This window comes from Streptomyces tritici (genome assembly GCF_048500665.1).
GTDB lineage: Bacteria > Actinomycetota > Actinomycetes > Streptomycetales > Streptomycetaceae > Streptomyces > Streptomyces tritici.
The window spans coordinates 1205657-1220939 of the sequence record NZ_CP183183.1 but is presented as its reverse complement, the minus strand read 5'-3'; the positions used below and the strand labels follow the sequence as shown (position 1 = coordinate 1220939).

The following is a 15283-nucleotide window of genomic DNA, read 5'->3' as shown; positions in this document are numbered from 1 at the left end:
TGGCGGAATGACAGAACCCCTGGTCCCTTTCCAGGAAGTAGTTCTCAAGATCCACAGTCGTTGTGATCTTGCATGTGATCACTGCTACATCTATGAACACGCTGATCAGAGCTGGCGAGCCCGACCCAGGGTGATCTCTGAACAAGCGGTCGCCCGGACTGCTCTGCGACTGGCGGAGCATGCCGAGAAACATGCTCTGACCTCCGTGTCGGTCATCCTGCACGGAGGGGAGCCATTGCTGGCGGGGCCCGCGCGGCTGCGCGAGATCTGTGCGGAACTCACCCGGACTCTCGCCCCCGTCACCGAGCTGGACCTGCGGATCCACACCAACGGCCTCCAGCTGAGCCCGCGTCACCTCGACGTCTTCGACGAGTTCGGGGTCCGCGTCGGCATCTCCCTCGACGGCGACAAGGCCGCCAACGACCGGCACCGGCGCTACGCCGACGGCCGCAGCAGCCACGCCAAGGTCCTCAGGGCCGTCGAACTCCTGCACCAGGACCGCTACCGGCACCTCGACCTCGGCCTGCTGTGCACCATCGACATCGAGAACGACCCCGTCGCCGTGTACGACGCGCTGCTCGCGCTCGACCCGCCCCGCATCGACTTCCTGCTCCCGCACGCCACCTGGGAGCACCCCCCGCCCCGCCCGGACGGCTCGCCCACCGCGTACGCCGACTGGCTGCTCGCGGTCTTCGACCGCTGGGACGGCCGCGGCCGGCCGGTCCCGGTCCGGTTCTTCGAGTCCGTGCTCTCCACCCTCGCGGGCGGCCCCAGCCTCACCGAGTCCCTGGGCCTGGCCCCCACCGACCTCGTCGTGGTCGAGACCGACGGCACCCTGGAGCAGGTCGACTCGCTCAAGAGCGCCTACGAGGGCGCCGCCGCCACCGGGTTCGACGTCTTCCGCCACTCCCTCGACGAGGTCGCCGCCCACCCCGGCGTCCGCGCCCGCCAGCTCGGCCTGGCCGGCGTCGCCCCCGTCTGCCGCTCCTGCCCGGTGGTCCGCTCCTGCGGCGGCGGGCTCTACACCCACCGCTACCGGCCCGACGGCAGTGGCCGCGACCCCTTCGCCCATGCCTCCGTGTACTGCACGGACCTGGAGGCGCTGATCCGCGGGATCGAGCAGCGCACCGCCGCGCGGCTCGTGGCCCCGGCCGTCGCCGAGCCCGCCCCCGCCCTCGCCGTCGAGCAGTACGAGCTCGACCGCGGGCTGCTCGCCGAGCTCCACCGCGAACTCGACGGCCGGGGCGGCGCGGACTGGGAGGAGTCCTGGGAGCTCGCCTGCCTGGTCGAGGCGCGCTCGGACGGCCTCGACGAGGTCCTGGTGCACCCGTACACCCGCGGCTGGCTCCTGGACGCCCTGCAGGCCCTGCGGGCCGGCCGCCCGGACGCGCCGGCCGTCGCGGGGCGCCTCGCCCGGTACGTGGCCGCCGCGGCCGTCCGCGGGGGCGTGGAGCTGCCGGTCCGGGTCCCGTACGAGAAGGGCGCCCTGCTGCTGCCGACGCTCGGCGAACTGGAGCTGGCCGGCGCTCCGGAGCGGGGCGAGGCGCGGGTGCGGGTGGCCGAGAAGGGCTTCCTGGTCGAGGTGGACGGCGTGGAGCGGCGCGTCGTCCGGCTGGACGAGACCGTCCCCGGCTGGCGGCCGGTGCGCGGACTCGGCCGGGACGGGGCGCCCGACGCGGCGATCGACGACCTCGACCCGTACCGCGACTGCTTCGGCGCGCCCGCCCACCACCGGCTCTCCCTGGAGGAGGCCGCGCGCTGGAGCGGACGGCTCGCCCGCGCCTGGGCGCTGCTGCGCGAGCGCGCCCCCCGGCAGGCCGACGAGGCCGCCGCCGCGCTGCACACCCTGACCCCGCTCGCCGGAACCGAGCCGTCCGTCGGCCGGCACGGCTACGGGGCGCTCGGTCTGCCGCTGCGCGGCACGGTGCCGGATCTGGCCAGGGCGCTGCTCGTCGGGTTCCGGCGGGCCCGGCTGCGGGCACTTCACGAGGTGGCGGACCTCCACGCGCAGGACGGCGTGTGGACCCACCCCGCGCCCTGGCAGGACACGCCGGTCCCGTACTCCCGGCTCCTCGCGGGGGCGTACGAACGGGTGGGGCTCGCCGGGTACGAGCCCGGCGACGCACGGCACGCCGAGCAGGCGGCGCGTGCCCTCGACACCCTGGAGCGCGCCGCGGAGACGACCGTCAGCGGCCGGGCGCTGCTGACCGCGATGCGCGAGGAGCTGAGCCGTGACTGACTCCGCGACGGGGCCCTGGGCCGGTCCCGCCGAAGAACTCGTCGCCGACCTCGTCCGATTAGGGCTGCGGCCGGGGGAGACCCTGCTCGTCCATGCCTCCCTGTCCGGGACCGGACTGGAGGCCGGCGCGCTGCGCGAGGCGCTGCGGGCCGTGCTGGGGCCCGCCGGGACCCTGGTGGTCCCGGCGTTCACCCCCGACAACTCCGACACCTCGCCGCAGTACCGGGCGAGTGTGGCGGGGCTGACCCCAGCCGAGGCGGCGGCCGTCCGGGCGCGGATGCCCGCCTTCGACCCGCGGCGCACCCCCTGCCTCGGGATGGGCCGGTTCGCCGAGTCGGTGCGGACCGCGCCGGGGGCGGTGCGCAGCGCCCATCCCCAGACCTCGTTCGCGGCGCTCGGCCGGGACGCGCAGCGCCTGATGGCGGACCATCCGCTGCACAGCCATCTCGGGGAGGAATCGCCGCTCGGGGCGCTCTGGCGGGCGGACGCGCAGGTGCTGATGATCAATGTGGGATTCGAGGTGTGCACCGCGTTCCACCTCGCGGAATACCGTACGGAAACGCCGGAGCGCACGTACCGCTGTGTGATCCGCGGGGCGGACGGACGGCCGGAATGGACCGAGTTCCGCGATCTTGCCCTGGACGACGGTGATTTCGGGGCGGTCGGCGCGGCCTTCCCCTGGCAGGCGAAACGCGAGCTACGCGTGGGGGGAACGTTCGCAAGGCTGTTCTCGTTGAGGGATGCGGTCGACCATGCTGTGCAATGGATGACCGAAAAGCGGCGTTGATTGACTGAAGGTCATGGGGATGGAGCAAGGTCTGCTCCGGTATTGATTAATCCGCTCACGTCCTTTCGATTCGTGGGTGTGGCACACACAGGACGGGGGTCGTGTGACAGCGTCATCGCTAGCGCGAGCGGCGGACCATCGCCCGTACTTCTTCTTGAGTTACGCGCATACGCCGAGGTACGGACCGGGCGGACAGGACCCGGACATGTGGGTGGAACGGCTCTTCCGCGATCTGTGCGGCCACGTGATGGCCATGACGGACCTCCCGGCCGGAGCCCCCGCGGGCTTCATGGACCGGGAGATACGCTCCGGCGAGGGCTGGTCGGAAAGGCTCGGCGAGGTACTGGCGACCTGCCGGGTCTTCGTCCCGCTCTTCTCGCCCCGCTACTTCGCCAGCGAGATGTGCGGCAAGGAATGGTTCGCCTTCGAACAGCGGACCATCACCCACCAGGCCAAGCACAACCGGCCCGCCGAGGCCATCGTGCCCGCCCTGTGGGTGCCCGTGCCGCCCGAGCAACTGCCCGGCCCCGCCGAGCGGTTGCAGTTCAACCACCGGGCCTTCGGGGACCGCTACGTCACCGACGGACTGTACGGACTGATCAAACTCCGGGTCTTCGCCGAGGAGTACGAGCGCGCGGTCTACGAACTCGCCAAGCGCATCGTCTCGGTGGCCGACTCCGCGGCGGTGGCGCCCAGCCGCCCGCTCGACTACCGTCACGCACCGAGCGCCTTCGGCGTGAAGGGCAGCTCCGGCCCCCGGCCCATCCAGGTGACCATCGCCGCCCCCACCCGGCACGACCTCCCCCCGGGCCGCTCGCCCGACTACTACGGGGACACACCGCACGACTGGAACCCCTACTACCCGGACGCCGCCCGGCCCCTCGCCTACGTGGCCGAGGACCTCATCCGCTCCCTCAACTACCAGGTCAGGCTCAGCTCCTTCGACCTGGACACCGGAATCCTGGACGCCAAGCAGCCGCCCACCCGCCCGGAGATCCTGATCGTGGACCGCTGGGCCCTGAAGGACGAGGCCAGACGCCAGCGGCTCGCCGCCTTCGACAGCGAGCACCGGCCCTGGGTGAGCGTGATCGTCCCCTGGAACCGGACCGACCGCGAGAGCCTCGCGGAGGAGGACGCGCTCACCGACATCTTCGCCCGCACGATGCCCGTCAAGATGGGCCAGGCCCGCGCCGCCGTCTGGGCCGCCGCCCGCGGCGTGCCCAGCATGGAGGTCTTCAGCCAGCTCCTGCCCCAGGTCGTCGAGACGGCCGCCCAGCAGTACCTCAGGCACGCCACCGTCTACCCGCCCGCCGGCGGCCGGCACACCGAACGGCCCCGGCTGCGCGGCCCGATGCCCAACGACTACGCGATCACCCAGTACGCCCCCGACACGCTCTCGGCGCCCGATGCGGAGGACCCGGATGACAGCCAGCCGTGACGGACGCATCGTCACGTTCTACTCGTACAAGGGCGGAACGGGCCGCACCATGGCCCTGGCCAACACGGCCTGGATACTCGCCGCCAACGGCAAGCGGGTGCTGGCCGTCGACTGGGACCTGGAGGCACCGGGACTGCACCGCTTCTTCCACCCCTTCCTCGACCCGGCCACCCTCGGCGCCACCACCGGTGTCATCGACATGATCACCGAGTACGCCTGGGCCGCCCCCAACGCCGCCGGACGGCCGGAGGACTGGCACCTCGAGTACGCCCGCATCCAGCCGCACGCCGTCTCGCTGCGGCCCGAGGCGCTCGGCTGGGAGTTCCCCGCCGGCGGCACCCTCGACTTCGTCTCCGCGGGCAAGCAGAACCGCGAGTACTCCACGACCGCCTCCACCTTCGACTGGGACGACTTCTACAACCGGCTCGGCGGCGGGCACTTCTTCGACGCGCTCCGCGACGACATGAAGGCCAACTACGACTACGTCCTCATCGACAGCCGCACCGGTCTCAGCGACATCGCCGACATCTGCACCGTCCACCTCCCGGACGTCCTCGTCGACTGCTTCACCCTCAGCGACCAGTCCATCGACGGCGCCGCCTCCATCGCCCGGCAGATCCACGAGCAGTACAGCGGCCGCGGCATCAAGATCTACCCGGTGCCGATGCGGATCGACGAGGGCGAGAAGGAGAAGGCCGACGCCGGACGCGCCCTGGCCCGGCTGAAGTTCGACGGCTTCCCCACCGGACTGAGCGGCGAGGAACTCACCTCCTACTGGGGCGCGGTGGAGATTCCGTACCGCCCCTACTACGCCTACGAGGAGACCCTCGCGGCCTTCGGCGACGAGGCCGGGCTCACCACCTCGCTGCTCTCCGCCTTCGAACGGCTCACCGCCGTGGTCACCGAGGGCGAGATCACCGGCATGCCGCCGGTCGCCGAGGAGCCGCGGCTGCGGATACGCGACGCCTTCACCCGCCGCCGCCCCGCCCTGCCCGCCGACCTCTTCCTGTCGTACGTGGCCGAGAACCGCATGTGGGCCGACTGGATCGAGTCGGTGCTCACCCGCGCCGGCTTCCGCGTCGTCCCGCGCGACGTCTCCGCCGAACCCGGGCCCGACGAGCCCTCGGTGCACCCCGGCGAGCAGGCCGCCCGCACCGTCGTGCTGCTGTCCAGCGCCTACCTGAAGTCCACCCGTGCCATGGAGGTCTGGCAGCGCGCCTCCGCCGAGGACTCGGCCGGCAGCCGCCGCCACCTGCTGGCGCTCCGGGTCGGCGACGTCCGGCTCACCGCCCCGTACATCGACCGCAACCCGGTCGACCTGTACCGGCTCGACGAGCACCACGCCACCAGCGCGCTGCTGCGCGCCCTGGAGCGGCCCGTCACCCTGCCCGACGGCGCGGCCCCCGGCCCCCGCTTCCCGGGGACCGTCCCCAAGATCTGGAACGCCCCGCCGCGCAACGCCGGTTTCACCGGCCGCTCCGTCGTCCTGGAGCGGATGCGCGACCAGCTCGGCGCCGGCATGGCCGTCGTCCTGCCGCAGCCGCAGACCCTGTACGGCCTCGGCGGCGTCGGCAAGACCCAGGTGGCCCTGGAGTACGTGCACCGCTTCATGGCCGACTACGACCTGGTCTGGTGGATCTCCGCCGAGCAGACCGACGACGTCGTGGCCGGCCTCGCCGAACTCGCCGTCCGGCTCGGCGCGCAGGGCGGCGACGACATGGCCGCCGCCTCTCAGGAGGCCGTCGACCTGCTGCGCCGCGGCGTGCCGTCCAACCGCTGGCTGCTCGTCTTCGACAACGCCGACGACCCCGACCAGCTGACCCGCTACTTCCCGACCGGCGGCCACATCCTGGTCACCTCCCGCAACCAGAGCTGGTCCCAGCACGGCAACGCGCTGCCCGTGGACGTCTTCCTGCGCGAGGAGTCCGTCGAGCACCTGCGCCGCCGCGCCCCCGGCCTGAGCGACGCGGACGCCGACCGGGTCGCCGCCGCGGTCGGCGACCTGCCGCTCGCCGTCGAACAGGCCGCCGCCTGGATCGCGGAGACCGCCACGCCGGTCAGCTCCTACCTGGAGCAGCTGGAGCAGCAGGCCGCCCGCACCCTGGGACTCAACCAGCCCGTCGGCTACCCCGAACCGGTCGCCGCCACCTGGAACGTCTCCATCGAGCGGCTCAAGCAGCGCTCGCCCGCCGCGGTCCGGCTGCTCCAGCTCTGCGCCTTCTTCGCGCCCGAGCCGATCCACTCCAACCTGCTCTACAGCAAGGAGATGATCGAGGCCCTCAAGCCCTACGACCCCTCCCTGCAGGAGAAGCTGGTCCTCGGCCGGGTGATCCGGGAGATCGGCCGGTTCGCCCTCGCCAAGGTCGACCAGGTCTCCGAGTCCATCCAGGTGCACCGGCTGGTCCAGGCCGTGATCCGCGCCCAGCTCAGCGAGGAGGAGCAGCGGGACGCCCGGCACGCCGTGCACCGCATCCTCGCCGGAGCCCGGCCGGACGACAACGAGCCGATCGACAACCCGGACACCTGGCCCCGGTTCAACACCATCTGGCCGCACCTCGGCCCGTCCGAGGCCCGGTACTGCAAGGAGCCGGAGACCCGCCGGCTGCTCATCGACCGCGTCCGCTACCTGTGGAAGCGCGGCGACGTGCGCACCGCGTACGCGCTCGCCAGCGATCTGCGCGAGGCATGGCGCGAGATGCTCGGCAACGACGATCTGCAGTACCTGTACCTGCGCTTCCACCTCGCGAACATCCTGCGCACGCAGGGCCGGTTCGTGGAGGCCCGGGAGCTGGGCGAGGAGACGCTGCTCCGGCAGCGGCGGGTGCTGGGCGACTCGCACCCGCACACGTACATGACCACCTCGGGCCTCGCCATGGACCTCGGCGCGCTCGGCCAGTACACCAGGGCCATGGAGCTGGCCACCGAGGCGCACGAGGGCTTCAGCGAGATCTTCCACGACTCGCACCCGAGAACGCTGGCCGCGGCCAACAACCTGGCGCTCAACCTGCGCATGGTCGGCCAGTACGCCCGGGCCCGCGAGATCGACCAGGAGGTCTTCGACCGGCGCTCCGAGGTGCTCGGCGCGGAGCACCCGTACACCCTGTCCTCGGCCACCTCGCTCGCCCGCGACCTGCGCGAGGTCGGCCGCTACGAGGACTCGGTCAACCTGCTCAGCCGCACCTACGAGGTGTACAAGGAGACCCTGGGCCGGGCCTTCCCCGGCACCCTGGCGGCCGCCAAGTCGCTCGCGGTGTCGCTGCGCCGGGCCGACCAGGTCGAGGACGCCCGCCGGCTCACCACGGCCACCCGCAACCGGTACCGGGAGAAGTACACCCAGGCCAACCCGGACACGCTCGCCTGCGACCTGAACCTGGCCGCCGACCTGTTCGCCTCCGGCGAGCCGGTCGCCGCCCGCGACCTGGCGCAGGAGGTCGTGGACCAGTACATGAAGGTGCCGGGGGAGCGGCACCCGTACACCCTGGCCGCGGTCAACAACCTCGGCATCTACCAGTGGGGCTGCGGGGCGCCGGAGCTCGCCGAGCAGCTGCTCGCCGGGGCGCTGAGGGTGCTGACCGACGTGCTCGGCGACCAGCATCCGCACGTCCTGTTCTGCACGGTCAACCTCGCCAACGCCAAGGCGGACCTCGGGAAGCTGGACGAGGTCCTGGAGCTGGAGCGGCGGGCCGTGGCCGGGCTGCGCGAGTCGCTCGGGGCGCTGCACCCCGAGGTGCTGGCGGTCTCCTCCAACATGGCGGTGACGCTGAGCGGCCTCGGCCGCAAGGAGGAGGCGGCGCGGCTGCGCCACGAGACCGTCGAGGAACTGGCCCGCCAGCTGGGCGAGGAGCACTCGCTCACCCGGGTGGCCCGCGACGAGCGGCGGGTCCACCGCGACCTGGAGCCGCTGGCGATGTGACGGCGGCGGGCCGGGGCTCCTCCTCGGAGCTCCGGCCCGGCCGCCCGCGGGTCAGGCGTCCAGCAGCCAGGTGAGCACCCGCGGCAGCGCGTGCAGGGCGTCGAAGTGGGCGGCGGACGGTTCGAGGACCGCGGTCGCCCCCGGGATGCGGTCGGCCAGCCAGCGGGAGTGGCCGACGGGCGAGAAGACGTCCTGCTCGCCGTGCCAGAGCATCACCTCGCCGGGGATGTCCGCGGGGTCGAAGCCCCAGGGGCTGCAGAAGGCCAGGGCGTCGTCGATCCAGCCCCAGGCCGAGGTGCGCAGCGCCTCCTGGTAGTTGCGCAGCAGCATGGAGCGGACCCCGGCGTCCGCGACGACCATCCGGTCCGGTTCGGTGAGCTCCCGGCGCAGATCGTCGAGGAGCCGGACCGGGTCCTTGCGGATCTCGTCGGCCCGCGGGGTGAGCCGGGCCGCGACCCCCGCCGGGTCCTGCGAGGCCGTGGTGTACTCCCGTACGTTCGAGGCGGCCATGCCCTCGAACCAGTCGAGCCCGTCCGCGTCCCGCGGGGCCAGCGCCACCAGGGCCGCGGTCCGGGTCACCCGCTCCGGTATCAGCGCCGCGCAGGCCAGCGCGTGCGGCGCGCCGCCGGAGCGGCCGACCACCGCGAAGCGCTCCAGGCCCAGTTCGTCCGCGATCGCCGTCACGTCGTGGACCACGTCGCCGACGCTGCGGCCCTCCAGCCGGTCCGAACCGCCGTAGCCGGGGCGGTCGTAGGCGATCAGCTGCATGCCGCGCTGGTACAGCACCATGGCGCGCGGGGCCGGGCCCAGCCTGCTGCCAGGGGTGCCGTGCAGCAGGAACACCGGCCTGCCCTGCGGATCCCCGAGCCGTTCCACCATCAGCCGGCGCCCGTCCGACACACGCACGTGCCCTCGCAACCCGTCGCCTCCTCAGTCGATGCCGTCTACAGGAATCGACCGCCCTATTCCCCCTGCGGGTGCTGATCACCCCTCGGAGAGCCGCTCCGTACGGACGTACGAGGCGTTGTCCGGCGCATTCGGGGGCGCGACCGGGAGCGGGGTGCCGCCCCGGCGCACGAGTGCGTCGATCTCGTCCCGGCGGCGGAAGGAGGAGAAGATCATCGTGATGATCGTGCCCGCCGCCGCCCACAGGGCGAGGACCAGCGTCGGGCCGGCCACCGAGTTGCCGCGGAAGTACGCGACGGAGCGGGCCGTCCACGTCGCCGCGCCGGGCGGCAGGAACGGGCCGATGGTCCGCCAGAACTCCGGCAGCAGCGGCGGCGGGTAGGCGCCGCCCGCGCTGGGGTTGCCGGCGATCACCACGAGCAGGATCGCCAGACCGATGCCGACCACGCCGAGGACGGACTGGAGCGCGAGGGTCGCCGCGCCGACCGCGAACACGGTGAGCGCGCCCAGGCCCCACAGGGAGCCGATGCTGCCGGGCAGCGCGTCCAGGACGGGGCCGGCGATCAGGGTGCCGAGCAGACCGGCCACGACCGCGTACACGGCCATGACGAGCAGCCGGATCGCCGCGCGCCTGCGGTCGGCGGGCCGGGCGCCGGCGCTGATGGCGAGCACCGCGGCGCACAGGTAGCCGCCCACGCACCAGCCGACGACCAGGTAGAACGAGGTCAGGCCGCCCGCGTCGCCGCGGGCGACCGGGGCCACGTCGTCGAGGCGCAGGGTGCGCTGCTGCTGCGCTTCGGCCTCGGTGAGGATCCGCACGATCGCCTGGGTCTCCGAGACGCCCTGGCCCGAGGCGGTCATCAGGGTGTCGGTGGTGGAGCGGGGGTCCAGCACGAGCGCGGCGTCGACCTCCCGGTTGAGCATCTGGTCGCGCGCGATCCGCTCGTCGGTGAGGGTGCGCGGGTCCAGCGGGGAGCCGGGCAGGCTGCCGAGCCGGTCGGCGACCGGCGCGGTGAGCCGCTCGGGGCCGACCACGGCGATCTTGATGTCCTCCGGTTTCGGATGGTGCAGGGCGCCCACGTAGGACGTGATGAACAGCAGCTGCAGCGCGAGGACCCCGAAGACCAGGAGGGCGGCCCGGGGGGTGACGGCGTTCTTCACCTCGTCGACGAAACTCATGCCCCCCACGCTCCGGGGCGACGGGAGTCCGTGCAGGTGGGGAGCGGCCGAATGGCGGAGGGGACGGTCCGGCGGGGGCGCGGCGGCGGGGGCGGGACGGCGTGGGACCGGCGCCGGAAGGGGGCCGTTCGAAGACCTCGTACATGCGTTCGAAAATTGGTCTATGGTGGAAGGAGGGGGAGGTGAGAACGGAACGATCAGGAGGTGCGGGTGCCCGGTTTCACGCATCTGCGCACCGTGTCGGGCTTCTCCCTGCGCTACGGGGCCTCCCACCCCGACCGGCTGGCCGAGCGCGCCGCCGAGCGGGGCATGGACGCCCTCGCCCTGACCGACCGCGACTCCCTCGCCGGCGCGGTCCGGTTCGCCAAGGCCTGCGCCGAGGCCGGGGTCCGTCCCCTGTTCGGCGTCGACCTGGCGACCGGCCCCGCCGCTGCCGCCCAGCCCGAGCCCGGGGACCGGCGCACCTCCGCGCGCCGGGTGCCGGTGCGCGGCGGGGCCTTCCTCGACGAGTCCGCCCCCCGCGCCGTCTTCCTCGCCCGCTCCCGCACCGGCTGGGCCGAGCTGTGCCGGCTGGTGACCGCCGCCCACGCGGCGACCGGCCCGGTCCCGCTCGCCGACGGCACCGCCCCGGCCGCCGGCGGCCGGCCCCCCGCCGCCGTGCCCCGCTCCGCGGGCGGCCCCGGCCCCCTGCTGCCCTGGGACGCCCACCGAGGCGAGGGCCTCACCGTGCTCCTCGGACCCGACTCCGAGGTCGGCCGCGCCCTCGCCGCCGGCCGCCCCGACCGGGCCGCCCGGCTGCTCGCCCCCTGGCGCGAGCGGTACGGCGACGCCCTGCGCCTGGAGGTCGTCCACCACGGCCGCGAGGGCACCGGGCCCGGCTCGCTGCGCCAGGCCGCCCGCACCCTCGGCCTCGCCGCCGACCAGGGCGTACGGGCCGTGCTCAGCAACGCCGTCCGGTACGCCGATCCCGGCCAGGGGCCGGTCGCCGACGTCCTCGACGCGGCCCGCCGGCTCGTCCCCGTCACCGCGCTCGGCGGCCTGGACAGCGGCGAGCGCTGGCTGAAGGACCCCGCCGCCATGCACCGGACCGCCGAGCGGGTCGCCGAGGCGGCCGGCTTCCGCCGCGACGCCGCGCACCGGCTGCTCGCCGTCACCGAGGAGACCGCCGCGGAGTGCCTCGTCGACCCCGAGGACGACCTCGGCATCGGGTCCGCCCACTTCCCCGAGCCGCAGCTCGTCGGCGCCGCGCACCGCACCGCCCAGCGGGTGCTGGCCTCCCGGGCCGCCGCCGGCATGGTCCTGCGCGGCTACGAGGGCCGCCGCGCCTACTGGGACCGGATGCACCGCGAGCTCGACATCATCGCCCACCACGGCTTCGCCACCTACTTCCTGACGGTCGCTCAGGTCGTCGACGACGTCCGCCGGATGGGCATCCGGGTCGCCGCCCGCGGCTCCGGCGCCGGCTCGCTCGTCAACCATCTCCTCGGCATCGCCCACGCCGACCCGGTCGAGCACGGCCTGCTCATGGAGCGCTTCCTGTCCAAGGCGCGCACCGCCCTGCCCGACATCGACGTGGACGTCGAGTCCGCCCGCCGGCTGGAGGTCTACCGGGCGATCATCGACCGCTTCGGCGCCGAACGGGTCGCCACCGTCGCCATGCCCGAGACCTACCGGGTCCGCCACGCGGTACGGGACGTGGGCGCCGCCCTGTCGATGGACCCGGCCGAGATCGACCGGATCGCCAAGTCCTTCCCGCACATCCGCGCCCGTGACGCGCTCGCCGCCCTCGACGAACTGCCCGAACTGCGGGCGCTGGCCGGGGAGAAGCAGAAGTACGGCAGGCTCTGGGAGCTCGTCGAGGCGCTCGACGCGCTGCCCCGCGGCATCGCCATGCACCCCTGCGGCGTGCTGCTCTCCGACGCCTCGCTGCTCACCCGCACCCCCGTCGTGCCCACCAGCGGCGAGGGCTTCCCGATGTCCCAGTTCGACAAGGACGACGTGGAGGAGCTCGGGCTGCTCAAACTGGACGTGCTCGGCGTCCGGATGCAGTCCGCGATGGCGCACGCCGTCGCCGAGATCGAACGGGTCTCCGGCGAGCGCGTCGACATCGACGCCGTCCCGGCCGGCGATCCGGAGACGTACCGGCTCGTCCGGTCCGCCGAGACGCTCGGCTGCTTCCAGATCGAGTCGCCCGGCCAGCGCGACCTCGTCGGCCGGCTCCAGCCGGCGACCTTCCACGACCTCGTCGTCGACATCTCGCTGTTCCGGCCCGGCCCGGTCGCCGCCGACATGGTGCGCCCGTTCATCGAGGCCCGGCACGGCCGGAGCCCGGCCCGCTATCCGCACCCCGACCTGGAGGAGGCGCTGAAGGAGACCTACGGCGTGGTGGTCTTCCACGAGCAGATCATCCGCATCGTCAGCATCCTGACCGGCTGCCGCCGCGACGAGGCCGACCAGGTGCGGCGCGCCCTGTCCCACCCCGAGTCGCAGGGGAAGATCAAGGTCTGGTTCGCCCAGCAGGCCGAACGGCGCGGCTACGACGCCGAGGTGATCGCCCGCACCTGGGAGATCGTCGAGGCGTTCGGCTCGTACGGCTTCTGCAAGGCGCACGCGGTGGCCTTCGCCGTGCCCACGTACCAGTCCGCCTGGCTCAAGGCGCACCACCCGGCCGCCTTCTACGCCGGGCTGCTCACCCACGACCCCGGGATGTACCCGAAGCGGCTGCTGCTCGCGGACGCCCGGCGGCGCGGGGTTCCGGTGCTGCCGTTGGACGTCAACCGGTCCGGGGCCGCCCACAGAATCGAACTGGTGTCTGATGGTGGGTCGTCGGAGCGGTGGGGGCTGCGGCTCGCGCTCGGCGACGTCCACGGCATCAGCGAGGCGGAGAGCGCCCGCATCGAGGCGGGCCAGCCGTACGCCTCCCTGCTCGACTTCTGGGAGCGGGCCCGCCCGCGCCGGCCGATCGCCGAACGCCTCGCACAGGTCGGCGCGCTGGACGCGTTCGGCGCCAACCGGCGCGACCTGCTGCTGCACCTGTCCGAACTCCACCGCGTCCAGCGCGGCGCGGCCTCGTACGGCGGTCAGCTCCCGCTCGCGCAGGGCCGGAAGACCGCGCCCGTCGGGCTGCCCGACCTCGACGAGTCCGAGCGGCTCAGCGCCGAACTGGGCGTGCTCGGCATGGACGCCTCGCGGCACCTCATGAGCGACCACCACGGCTTCCTGCGCGAACTCGGCGTGCTCTCCGCCCAGCGGCTGCGGGGCGCCGCGCACGGCCGGACCGTCCTGGTCGCCGGGGCCAAGGCGGCCACCCAGACCCCGCCGATCAGGTCCGGCAAGCGGGTCATCTTCACCACCCTCGACGACGGCACCGGCCTGGTCGACCTCGCCTTCTTCGACGACTCCCACGACGCCTGCGCCCACACCGTGTTCCACTCCTGGCTGCTGCTGGTCCGGGGCGTCGTGCAGCGGCGCGGACCGCGCAGCGTCAGCGTGGTCGGCGCGGCCGCCTGGGACCTCGCCGAACTGATCGAACTGCGCCGCGAGGGCGGGCTCGACGCGGTGGCGGCCCGGCTGGCGGAGCCGCCCGGTCCGGCCGGGCCGGCGGCGGGGGACGAGCGGGCTCCGGCGGACGAGCGGGCGTCGTCGGACGACGGCCGCCGCATCCGGATGCCCACCGGCTACGAGATGAACCCCTGGGCCGACCTCAAGCCGGCCGGCGAGGGGTCCCCGAGCGGACGGAAACTGTGGCACGCGAGTCCGGGGAGCGCGGGATGATCCTCTGCGTACGGCTCAGGCCCGACGCCGCCGAGGTGGAACTGCCCCGCCTGGTACGGCTGTTGAGCGAGTTCACCCCGGTCGTGCAGGCCGTTCCCCCCGGCGAGGCGCTCGCCGATGTACGGGGCGCGCTGCGCTACTTCGGCTGGACCCCGGCCGAACTCGCCTCCGTCGTACGGGTCAGGGCGCTCGCCCTGTACGGCACGGACTGTGTCATCGGCGTCGGCCCCACCCCGATGGCGGCCCGCGTCGCCGCCCGCGCGGCCGGCCGGGGGGCGACCCTGGTCGTCGAGGACGTGGCGGCCTTCCTGCGGGACCGCCCCGTCGCCGAGCTCGACGGGGTCGGCCGCAGCACCGCCCGCACCCTCGGCGGCTACGGGCTCGACACCGTCGGCCGGCTCGCCGACGCCCCGCTCGCCGTGGTCCAGCGGCTGATCGGCGCGCGCGCCGGCCGGGAGCTGTGGGAACGGGCCCGGGGCGTCGACCGCAGCACCGTCGTGCCGAACGCCGCCGCGCGCTCCGCCGCCGCCGAACACGCCTTCCCGCGCGACGAACTGGACCCCGCCGAGCACCGCAGGGCGCTGCTCGCGCTGGCCGACGACCTGGGCGCCCGACTGCGGCGCGAGCACCAGGTGTGCCGGGCGCTCGCGGTGACCGTGCGGTACGCGGACCGGTCCGTCACCACACGGACCCGCACCCTGCGCGAGCCGACCGCGCACACCACAGCGCTCACCGGGACGGCGTACGCGCTGCTGGCCTCGTTCGGGCTGCAGCGCGCCCGGGTCCGGGGCCTCGCGCTGCGCGCCGAGGGCCTGGGCCCGGCGGAGGGGGCGGCGCACCAGCTGACCTTCGACCCGGTGGACGAGAAGGTCCGGCGGATCGAGGAGGTCGCGGACCGGGCCCGGGCGAAGTACGGCCCCGGCGCCGTGGTGCCGGGCGCGCTGGCGCGACGGCGCCCGAGGCGGGGGAGCGGGCCGGGGGCGCGGGCGGCGTAGACGGGGAGTGGGCCTGGGGCGCGGGCGGCGCGGCCGGGGAGTGGGCCGGGGG

The 15283-nt window shown here is 74.0% G+C and carries 8 protein-coding genes; 6 read left to right on the top strand and 2 right to left on the bottom strand.

The window, feature by feature from the left end; all coding sequences use genetic code 11:
• Nucleotides 1–7: 7 nt before the first annotated feature.
• The 4 genes from fxsBH to fxsT all read left to right on the top strand — a co-directional run bounded on the left by fxsBH (nucleotide 8) and on the right by fxsT (nucleotide 8377).
• On the top strand, nucleotides 8–2239 hold the full coding sequence (fxsBH, locus tag ACNJ93_RS05665) for a radical SAM/SPASM protein FxsBH, inactivated beta-hydroxylase extension form (protein ID WP_418956224.1): 2232 nt from the start codon (nucleotides 8–10) through the stop codon (nucleotides 2237–2239).
• Nucleotides 2232–3026, top strand: coding sequence for an aminoglycoside N(3)-acetyltransferase (locus tag ACNJ93_RS05660; RefSeq protein WP_418956223.1), 795 nt, complete (start codon nucleotides 2232–2234; stop codon nucleotides 3024–3026). Before fxsBH ends, ACNJ93_RS05660 begins: the two co-directional genes overlap by 8 nt.
• Before the next feature lie 76 nt (nucleotides 3027–3102).
• The gene (locus ACNJ93_RS05655; RefSeq protein ID WP_418956222.1) at nucleotides 3103–4464 is read left to right on the top strand and encodes a TIR-like protein FxsC; all 1362 of its coding nucleotides are present in this window, start codon (nucleotides 3103–3105) and stop codon (nucleotides 4462–4464) included.
• A complete protein-coding gene (fxsT, locus tag ACNJ93_RS05650) occupies nucleotides 4448–8377 on the top strand; it encodes an FxSxx-COOH system tetratricopeptide repeat protein (RefSeq protein WP_418956221.1) in 3930 nt (1309 codons plus the stop codon). The genes ACNJ93_RS05655 and fxsT overlap by 17 nt, the downstream gene beginning before the upstream one ends.
• 51 nt (nucleotides 8378–8428) lie before the next feature.
• Here the strand turns inward: fxsT and ACNJ93_RS05645 are convergent, their stop codons facing one another.
• Together ACNJ93_RS05645 and ACNJ93_RS05640 are read right to left on the bottom strand one after the other, a co-directional pair.
• Nucleotides 8429–9283 carry an alpha/beta fold hydrolase gene (locus ACNJ93_RS05645; RefSeq protein WP_418956220.1) on the bottom strand — a complete coding sequence of 285 codons (855 nt, stop codon included), beginning with the start codon at nucleotides 9281–9283 and terminating at the stop codon, nucleotides 8429–8431.
• 78 nt (nucleotides 9284–9361) lie between these two features.
• Nucleotides 9362–10462 carry a DUF3533 domain-containing protein gene (locus ACNJ93_RS05640; protein ID WP_418956219.1) on the bottom strand — a complete coding sequence of 367 codons (1101 nt, stop codon included), beginning with the start codon at nucleotides 10460–10462 and terminating at the stop codon, nucleotides 9362–9364.
• Between the two features lie 210 nt (nucleotides 10463–10672).
• On the opposite strand from ACNJ93_RS05640, the gene ACNJ93_RS05635 reads away from it, so the two are divergent.
• Both ACNJ93_RS05635 and ACNJ93_RS05630 read left to right on the top strand, forming a co-directional pair.
• Nucleotides 10673–14236: a DNA polymerase III subunit alpha gene (locus ACNJ93_RS05635; RefSeq protein WP_418956218.1), complete on the top strand. Its 3564-nt coding sequence runs from the start codon at nucleotides 10673–10675 to the stop codon at nucleotides 14234–14236.
• Nucleotides 14233–15231: a DNA polymerase Y family protein gene (locus ACNJ93_RS05630; RefSeq protein ID WP_418956217.1), complete on the top strand. Its 999-nt coding sequence runs from the start codon at nucleotides 14233–14235 to the stop codon at nucleotides 15229–15231. The genes ACNJ93_RS05635 and ACNJ93_RS05630 overlap by 4 nt, the downstream gene beginning before the upstream one ends.
• Nucleotides 15232–15283: the final 52 nt, after the last annotated feature.

Bases quoted from the DNA above. Each gene is read 5' to 3' on its own strand.
- fxsBH (WP_418956224.1), top strand. From the start codon at position 8: ATGACAGAACCCCTGGTCCCTTTCCAGGAAGTAGTTCTCAAGATCCAC.
- fxsT (WP_418956221.1), top strand. From the start codon at position 4,448: ATGACAGCCAGCCGTGACGGACGCATCGTCACGTTCTACTCGTACAAG.
- ACNJ93_RS05640 (WP_418956219.1), bottom strand. From the start codon at position 10,462: ATGAGTTTCGTCGACGAGGTGAAGAACGCCGTCACCCCCCGGGCCGCC.
- ACNJ93_RS05630 (WP_418956217.1), top strand. From the start codon at position 14,233: ATGATCCTCTGCGTACGGCTCAGGCCCGACGCCGCCGAGGTGGAACTG.